At 35.1% G+C, this 8,327-nt stretch carries 6 protein-coding genes; 1 reads left to right on the top strand and 5 read right to left on the bottom strand.

Going from position 1 to position 8,327, the window contains the following annotated elements; translation table 11 throughout:
• Window positions 1-310 precede the first annotated feature (310 nt).
• Entirely contained in the window at window positions 311-769 is a 459-nt protein-coding gene (locus VFS71_RS06050; protein WP_077370209.1) for an Lrp/AsnC family transcriptional regulator, read from the bottom strand.
• 212 nt (window positions 770-981) lie between these two features.
• Here VFS71_RS06050 and ald point away from each other — a divergent pair, with 212 nt between their 5' ends.
• A complete protein-coding gene (gene ald, locus VFS71_RS06045) occupies window positions 982-2,106 on the top strand; it encodes an alanine dehydrogenase (RefSeq protein WP_326399990.1) in 1,125 nt (374 codons plus the stop codon).
• 207 nt (window positions 2,107-2,313) lie between these two features.
• Here ald and VFS71_RS06040 read toward each other — a convergent pair whose 3' ends face one another.
• From VFS71_RS06040 to VFS71_RS06025, 4 genes are all read right to left on the bottom strand, one after another.
• Entirely contained in the window at window positions 2,314-3,723 is a 1,410-nt protein-coding gene (locus VFS71_RS06040) for an APC family permease (RefSeq protein ID WP_326399989.1), read from the bottom strand.
• A gap of 148 nt (window positions 3,724-3,871) precedes the next feature.
• The gene (locus tag VFS71_RS06035; protein WP_326399988.1) at window positions 3,872-5,284 is read right to left on the bottom strand and encodes a C40 family peptidase; all 1,413 of its coding nucleotides are present in this window, start codon (window positions 5,282-5,284) and stop codon (window positions 3,872-3,874) included.
• 218 nt (window positions 5,285-5,502) lie between these two features.
• On the bottom strand, window positions 5,503-6,132 hold the full coding sequence (trhA, locus tag VFS71_RS06030) for a PAQR family membrane homeostasis protein TrhA (protein WP_326399987.1): 630 nt from the start codon (window positions 6,130-6,132) through the stop codon (window positions 5,503-5,505).
• A gap of 346 nt (window positions 6,133-6,478) precedes the next feature.
• Window positions 6,479-8,327 (bottom strand): aconitate hydratase (locus VFS71_RS06025; protein ID WP_326399986.1); only part of this gene is annotated, 1,849 nt, incomplete at its 5' end.

Below are 8,327 nucleotides of genomic sequence, written 5' to 3'. Positions count from 1 at the left end.
GGTTGGGAAAACTCTTTTAGTTTTAATTTTAGTTTTTTAGATAATAAATGTGCCCCAGCCTGGATTCAACAGAAATCCGCCAAGTTTTTGAACGAGGCGGATTTTTTATTTCCAGTTCAAAAAATCTAATTTCTAAAATCTCTTTGGGCGTGCCACCAGTAGAAAAGGAGCCCAATATGCAAATCGCTTATTTGGCTCCTTCCCTACTGCTGTCAGGCTATCCGCGCTACTTCGGTAGCTTGCTACTATCCTTCACGCACTAAACGACAACTATTTATTACAAAAGATATTTAGGATAAAATCCAATAATCTAAATCGGCAAAACCGTCGTACTCTTCACTTCCGAAATAATAAAAAAACTGTTTATCAAAGACACCTCAGGTAAAATCGACAATTTCATTTGATGAAAATGATGATAACTTTCCATATCAGGCAATACAATTTTGAGCATATAATCAAAACTTCCCGAAACAAAATTACACTCCACCACTTCAGGCAAATTCAATATCGCCTGATTGAAACTATCCGAAATATCAAAAGTTTGTTTAACTAAGGTCACTTGACAGTAAACAGTCAGGTTTTTACCCAGCTTTTTCTTATTCAAAATAGAAACATATCGCTCTATAATACCCTCTTTTTCAAGACGTTTAACTCGATCATGGACCGGAGTTAACGAAAGATTTATTCGATTTGAAATGTCTTTTAATGTCAAATGAGCATCTTCCTGCAGGAGGCGCAATATTTTTCTGTCGTTTTCATCTAAAATCATAACAAAAAGAGGTTTAATAAAATTGATTTATAACAAAATAATCCGATTAATTTTCTTTTTAGAAATAAAAAAAGCACTAAAAAAAGAATTATTTCATGCTAAATTACTAAATAAAAATAATATTTTCCTATTTTGATTTACAATGAACAAAATTTTTCTTTATCTCCTAAATTTGTAATTGAATTTTAAATCAATCACTAAATACAACAGTTATGATAATCGGTGTACCAAAAGAAATTAAGAATAACGAAAATCGTGTTGCTCTAACTCCAGCAGGTGTTGCTGAGATGAAAAATAACGGTCATAGTGTTTATGTTCAAGCAACTGCAGGTGAAGGAAGCGGTTTTGCTGATGAAGAATATACTGCAGCCGGCGCTGTAATCTTACCTACTATTGAAGAGGTTTACGGTATCGCCGAAATGATTATCAAAGTAAAAGAGCCAATTGCTTCAGAATACCCACTTATCAAAAAAGATCAACTACTTTTCACATACTTCCACTTTGCATCATCAGAGCCATTAACTCATGCAATGATTGAGCGTCAAGCTATCTGTTTGGCATACGAAACTGTTGAAAAAACAGACCGTAGCTTACCATTATTAGTTCCAATGTCAGAAGTAGCGGGTCGTATGTCTATTCAAGAAGGTGCAAAATACCTAGAAAAACCATTAAAAGGAAGAGGAATTCTTCTTGGAGGTGTTCCGGGTGTTCCCCCTGCCAAAGTATTAGTACTTGGTGGTGGAATCGTAGGAACTCAAGCAGCAAAAATGGCCGCTGGTCTAGGAGCTCAGGTAACTATTATGGATGTGAGTTTACCACGTTTACGTCAATTAGACGATATTATGCCAGCCAACGTTATGACTCAAATGTCTAACGACTACAACATCAGAAAAGCAATTTTAGACACTGATTTGATTATTGGAGCTGTATTAATTCCTGGAGCAAAAGCACCACATTTGATTAAACGTGATATGTTAAAATCTATGCGTCCAGGAACAGTTCTTGTTGACGTAGCTGTAGACCAAGGTGGTTGTATCGAAACTTGTACTCCTACAACACACGAAGACCCAACTTTCATCATTGACGATATCGTACATTACTGTGTGGCTAATATGCCAGGTGCAGTTCCTTATACTTCAACATTAGCCCTTACAAATGCTACATTACCTTATGCTGTACAATTGGCAAATAAAGGATGGCAAAAAGCTTGTGCTGAAAACCAAGAATTAAAAAAAGGATTAAACATTGCTAACGGAAAAATCCTTTACAAAGGAGTAGCCGAAGCTTGGAATCTTCCTTTTAATGAAGAGTTAGTATTAGAAGACGTTGTTTGCTAATATTAAATAAGTGCTTACTACACTAGAAAAACCCGTTTTGTTCTTCAAAACGGGTTTTCTGTTTTTATCAAGAGTATATATTATTTCCCAAAGACATATTTACACCAAACAAAATCATTCCCAAACAAAAAATCCGCCTCATAATCGAGACGGATTCTTATATTTTTTAAAACTACAATCAACAATCTTTTTTCTGATTACTGATTACTACTCCTTCGGTTTTGTCAAATAATACACTGGAATACCAGTCACCATTATCAACACTCCCCATCCACAAGTCGAAAATTTAGTTAGCAATAACCCAATACAAATTGCTATCGCAATAATAATATACACAAGAGGCAAAAATGGATATCCAAAAGCTTTGTAAGGTCTATCAACTTCCGGCATTTTCTTTCTAAGAATAAAAATTCCATAAATAGTAAGTATGTAAAAAATCAATACAATGATAATTACAAAATCCAACAAATCCCCATACTTCCCAGTCAAACACAATGCAGAAGCCCAAACACATTGAGCCCACAAAGCCCATGCAGGAACACTTGCATTATTAAGAGAAGCTGCTTTCTTGAAAAACAAACCATCTTTTGCCATCGTATAGTACACTCTGGCACCAGCCATAATCAATCCATTGTTACAAGCAAAAGTAGAAATCATAATCATCAAGGCAATAATAATAGTCCCCATATCGCCAAAAGTATATTGAGAAGCAACCACCGCAACACGATCTGACTTTGCAGTCGCAATCTCTTGAAAAGGAACTACTGCTAGGTACATCAAGTTGGTCAATGAATAAATAATCGTAACTATAAACGTTCCCAAGAACAAACTCAATCCCACATTACGTTTTGGGTTTTTAATTTCTCCTGCAATAAAGGTGACTCCCACCCAAGCATCACTTGAAAACAAAGAACCAACCATTGCTGCAGATATACCCGTTAACAAAGCAGTACCACCAATAGGCATCCAAGACCCACTTTCAGTATCAAAAGCTCTTGAACTCCAAGCATTAGTCCAGTTTGCGTTCCAAATATCTGCTTTGGCAGCTAATACAAATCCAAAGACAATCAATCCAAACAGCGATAAAATTTTAATAATAGTCAAAACCGTTTGCATAATTTTACTGTTCTTCACCCCACGGCTATTGATATATGTCAATAAGACAATCGTAATTATAGAAACAATTTGAGCTGCATTTAATTTAAAATCACCCAATTCATACAAAACATTTTCGTCACTCAAAGGCGGATATAAATAGGCTGCAAATTTGGAGAATCCAACACCAACAGCTGCAATAGTCCCAGTTTGTATTACTGCAAAGAAACTCCAGCCATATAAGAAGGCAATTAACTTATTATAAGCTTCTTTAAGATAAACATATTGCCCTCCTGCATTAGGGAACATAGCACTCAATTCACCGTAACTCACGGCAGCTATCATGGTAATCAAACCTGAAATCAACCATATTAATACTAACCATCCTGCTGACCCAACTTGTCGGGCAATATCGGCACTCACAATAAATATTCCAGATCCTATCATCGACCCAACAACAAGCATTGTTCCGTCTAGTAATCCGAGTTCTCTTTTAAATTCTCCTGGTTTGTTTTCTTCCATTTTTATAGGTTTATTTTTTTGGTTGGCTAAAGATATACTTTTTTTTGAAAATGACTAATAATACTCTTCACGTCGAAAGACTAAATAATAAAAAACAAAAAACCCTTAAGTTTCCTTAAGAGTTCCATTAAATCATTGTTATAAAAAGCTATTTAATAACGCGATTCACCTGTGCAAAATTACGTTGGTAATAAGGCTCCTTTGTAGAGGAAATAATCACTCCAGAATGTGTCGAAGAATGGATGAATTTTATTTCATCTTCTGCAACTTCAATAACCATTCCGACATGATTAATATGATGTCTGCCGTTGGTTTTAAAGAAAATCAAATCTCCTTTTTGAGCATTCTCATCATTAATTTTTTCTCCAACGGAAGATTGCTCAATTGATGACCTAGGCAGTTTTATATCAAAAGCACCAAAAGTAGAATACATAAAACCAGAACAATCGAATCCAGCAGTTGTTGTCCCTCCGCTTCTATATCTAGTTCCTATTTTATCTGATGCTAACTGTATAATTTGATCTATCAAATCTGCATTCGGTATATTTACAGACGCATTTATTGTATCCTTTGGTTTTTCCACATGGGATTCCACCACTTCTTCTTTACTGTTTTTTTCTACTTTTTCACTTAGAACTTGAATACTCAACTTTGAACCAACCAATAATTTTTGTTGAATAGCCGGATTTTGCTTTTCTAAATCTGCAACGGTAATTCCATATTTTTTGGCAATTCCGTATTTGGTTTCTTTGGTCAAAACCTTATGGAAAATTTCTGTTGTCTGAATTTGAGAATCTGTTTTTACTACATTTTCTTTAGTTGCGTTTTCAACAGCAACAGTCTCTTTACTTTCTAAAACTGCAACTGGAACATCTTTTATTTCAGGCTTTTTCTCTTCAACAACAATTTCCTTTTCAACTATTTTACCATTATTTGGAATAGCAATAATCTGCCCGATGCTTAACCCTTTCTTACCTATTTTTGGATTGGCACTTTGTAATTCTTTTAACGAAACACCGTACATTTTTGCGATGACGTACAAAGACTCTTTGGCTTTCACTTGATGCGCCAAAGGAGTTGTTTGTTCTACAGCCTCAACTACCTCTTGCGTTTTTGAATTAGATAAACTTGCTATTTCTTTCTTGGTCAAACTTGATGGAATAATAATCGTTTGGCCAACTTTTAATCCTTCAGCTTCTAATTGAGGATTGGCTTTATAAAGCAGTTCTGTAGTAGTTTTGAATTGCTTCGTAATTCCGTATAATGTTTCTTGCGGTAATACTTGGTGATTAATTTCTGTTGCTTTTTCAGAATCAGTAGCTGTTAAATCATTTGTTTTTTTAGATTCAGAATTTGGAATCAACAAAACCTGATTAAGTTGTAAGGTTTTTTTAGCTTTAGGATTTAGCTTATAAATAGAAGCTATCGAAACATTATATTTTTGAGCAATACTAGAAATTGTTTCCCCTTTTACTATGGTGTGTTTAATGCTATTATCTTGCGAGAAAACACTAATACTGCATAAAAAAAGTGCTATAACAATTAATCTAAAATACTTCATCATTTTTTATTTTTTCCTCATTTTTAACAATACAAGCATTTTTGAGGTGAATTATTGAATTTTGCTGTATTTTATGCCTCAAAAATCATTTTTTTTGAAGATTTACAAATATAAGTTTTTAAGTAGATTCGAAAGTTAAAGGATTACTAAAATTTACAAAAAAGTTATAATCATCTACTTTTCAGACGTTAATGTTGTTTTTTTACACCTCAAACATCTTACAAGCTTTCCAAAATAGCCACATAATGAAATATCGTTCCAAAAAGCACGAAGAAATGCCAAACGGTATGAAAGTAGTTTTTATGTCCTTTTACATAAAAATAAACTCCAACAGTATAACTCAATCCTCCGGCAAGTATCCACAAAAAAATCGATAAAGGAATGTTACCCCACAACGGCTTTATAACAAAAACAATCATCCAGCCCATCAACAAATACAACCCAACAGAAACAAACTTAAAACGATCAACATAAAAAATCTTAAAAAAAGTTCCCAACAAAACTACTGACCACATTATTCCCAAAAAAACCAAAGCTGTTTCTTTATTCAAATAAATAACCATCAATGGGGAGTAGGTTCCGGCAATTAGATAGTAAATGCTTATGTGATCTGCAATTTTAAGCAGTTGTTTCGTTTTCTCTTTTTGTACCAAATGATACAAAGACGAAAATGAATACACCAGTAACATTCCTATTCCAAAAATAATAACAGATAATTCAGTAATTAAATTATGCCCGCGTGCTTTCGCAATAAGGAACGGCATTGCAATCAAACAAAAAAGTACACCAAGAATATGTGAAATTCCATTTGTTAATTCTTCGTTGCGCGTTTGAATTCTATTTACCATATTACAAACTCTTTAAAAAACATCAATTTTATTAGCTTAAAGATAACTCAACATTATTCATCCACTCCAATATTTCTTTCACTTTTTACATGTCAACACAACAAAAAAATCTTATAAAAATCAATACCTAGCCTGATGGGAATGGAAAGCCTTGTGAAGTTGACTTGTATTTTTTCTTGATATAAAAGAGCGACCAGAGGAAGCTCCTTTTATATCTTAGAAAAAAACAAGGATACGAACAAGCTTGAAATGACAGCAGGATTAGCTCCTTATTATAACAAATATATCTAAACAAAAAACTCCCAAGATGTCTCTTGAGAGTTTTAATATATAAATTTTTAAAAGCTTATGAATTAGCTTCAGCAGCAATTAAGTTCAATGCAGAACCTGCAACGAACCAACCAATTTGACTTGCGTTGTAAGTGTGGTTAGCTAAGATGACGTCTTTACTTCCGTCAGCGTGAACGAATTCTAAAGTCAAAGGTTTCCCTGGAGCGAAATCAACTAAATCAATGAAGTTAATAGTATCATCTTCCTGGATTTTGTCATAATCAGCTTCGTTTGCAAATGTCAATCCTAACAATCCTTGTTTTTTAAGGTTTGTTTCGTGGATACGGGCAAATGATTTTACCAATACAGCTTTTACACCCAAGAAACGAGGCTCCATAGCAGCATGTTCACGAGAAGACCCTTCACCATAGTTGTGATCTCCAACAACAATTGAAGGTATTCCGGCCGTTTTGTAGGCTCTTGCCACAGCAGGAACAGCCTCATAAGCACCTGTCAATTGATTTTTAACAGAATTTGCTGTTTGGTTGAATGCATTGATAGCACCAATCAACATATTGTTTGAGATATTATCCAAATGTCCACGGAAACGCAACCATGGTCCAGCCATAGAAATATGGTCTGTTGTACATTTTCCGAAAGCTTTGATCAATAATTTAGCACCTGTAATATTTTTACCGTCCCAAGCATCAAAAGGAGCCAATAATTGCAAACGATCTGAAGTTTCGCTTACCGCAATCTTAACGCTTGAACCATCTTCTGCCGGTGCTTGAAAACCTGCGTCTTCAACAGCGAAACCTCTTTTTGGTAATTCGTCACCAAATGGAGCATTTAATTTTACAGCTTCTCCATTGTCATTCATTAAAGTATCAGTTAATGGATTGAAATCCAATCTTCCTGAAATAGCTAGTGCAGCCACCATTTCTGGCGAAGTTACAAAAGCATGTGTATTAGGGTTACCGTCGGCTCTTTTAGAAAAGTTACGATTGAATGAATGCACAATAGTGTTTTTCTCTTCTTTATCTGCTCCTGCTCTATCCCATTGTCCGATACATGGACCACAAGCATTTGTAAATACTTTAGTTCCCATTTTCTCGAAAGTAGCGATAATACCATCTCTTTCGATAGTATAACGAATTTGTTCCGATCCTGGATTGATTCCGAATTCCGCTTTTGGAGTGATTCCATGCTCAACAGCTTGGTTTACGATTGAAGCAGCACGAGCCATATCTTCGTAAGAAGAGTTCGTACAAGAACCAATTAATCCCCATTCCACTTTTATTGGCCATCCATTTGCTGCAGCTTCCGCTTTCATTTTTGAAACTGGAGTTCCGCGGTCTGGCGTAAAAGGCCCGTTGATATGTGGTTCTAATTCTGATAAATTGATTTCGATAAGTTGGTCAAAATATTTTTCCGGATTAGCATATACTTCTGGATCTGCTGTCAAATAAGAAGCTACTTTATCGGCAGCGTCCACTACATCCTGACGATCTGTAGCAGCTAAATACCTGCGCATAGAATCATCGTAACCAAATGTAGATGTTGTAGCACCAATTTCGGCACCCATATTACAGATAGTTCCTTTTCCTGTACAGGACATATTCAAAGCACCTTCTCCAAAATATTCAACAATAGCACCGGTTCCACCTTTTACAGTAAGAATATCAGCTACTTTTAGGATAACATCTTTTGGAGCTGTCCAACCGGATAATTTTCCAGTCAATTTTACTCCGATCAATTTAGGAAATTTCAATTCCCAAGACATCCCAGACATTACATCCACGGCGTCAGCACCACCCACACCGATAGCCAACATTCCCAATCCACCAGCATTTACAGTATGGGAATCTGTACCAATCATCATTCCTCCAGGGAAAGCATAGTTTTCCAAAACAATTTGGTGAATA

Origin of the sequence: Flavobacterium sp., from assembly GCF_035760125.1 — a bacterium.
Classification (GTDB): domain Bacteria; phylum Bacteroidota; class Bacteroidia; order Flavobacteriales; family Flavobacteriaceae; genus Flavobacterium.
This window is presented reverse-complemented; position numbering and strand designations above follow the sequence as displayed.

Bases quoted from the DNA above. Each gene is read 5' to 3' on its own strand.
- VFS71_RS06035 (WP_326399988.1), bottom strand. From the start codon at position 5,284: ATGAAGTATTTTAGATTAATTGTTATAGCACTTTTTTTATGCAGTATT.
- VFS71_RS06050 (WP_077370209.1), bottom strand. From the start codon at position 769: ATGATTTTAGATGAAAACGACAGAAAAATATTGCGCCTCCTGCAGGAA.
- trhA (WP_326399987.1), bottom strand. From the start codon at position 6,132: ATGGTAAATAGAATTCAAACGCGCAACGAAGAATTAACAAATGGAATT.
- VFS71_RS06040 (WP_326399989.1), bottom strand. From the start codon at position 3,723: ATGGAAGAAAACAAACCAGGAGAATTTAAAAGAGAACTCGGATTACTA.
- ald (WP_326399990.1), top strand. From the start codon at position 982: ATGATAATCGGTGTACCAAAAGAAATTAAGAATAACGAAAATCGTGTT.